The organism is Shewanella sp. AS16 (assembly GCF_021412365.1).
Taxonomy (GTDB): Bacteria; Pseudomonadota; Gammaproteobacteria; order Enterobacterales; family Shewanellaceae; genus Shewanella; species Shewanella salipaludis.
Genome location: NZ_JAKCLK010000086.1, coordinates 1 through 366 on the forward strand (window position 1 = coordinate 1; position 366 = coordinate 366).

The 366-nt window shown below is 56.3% G+C and carries 1 protein-coding gene; it reads left to right on the forward strand.

Annotated elements, in window-relative coordinates; all coding sequences use genetic code 11:
- Nucleotides 1-235, forward strand: a 235-nt coding sequence (locus LZP73_RS19455; RefSeq protein WP_234236565.1) for a hypothetical protein, incomplete at its 5' end; no start/stop codon positions are given.
- Between the last annotated feature and the right edge of the window lie 131 nt (nt 236-366).

The following is a 366-nucleotide window of genomic DNA, read 5'->3' on the forward strand; positions in this document are numbered from 1 at the left end:
GCGTATTCAGCAGGCACTTGAGGCGATTATCGGGCAGGAGATTCCCATTGTCGATCTGTTCCGTCTGCCAACCATCGCGGATGTGGCGCGTTACCTTGATGAGCAACTGCACAATCTACCCGCCGCCCACGATATCGTATTAGCGCAGGCTGAGGTTTCGCAGGTCAGCGCTGCGCGCGAGAATCTGGCGTTGCGGCGTAAACGTGCCCAACAGGGAGAAAAGGGCGATGAGTGAGCAGAGCTATCGTAGCGCAGGGACACTGTTGGCACAGTTGGCGTCCGGAGAAACCACCTCAGTGGCGTTGGTGAATCACTATTTTTCACGTATGGCGCAGTTTAACAAGCCGTTGAATGCGGTGGTGCAGC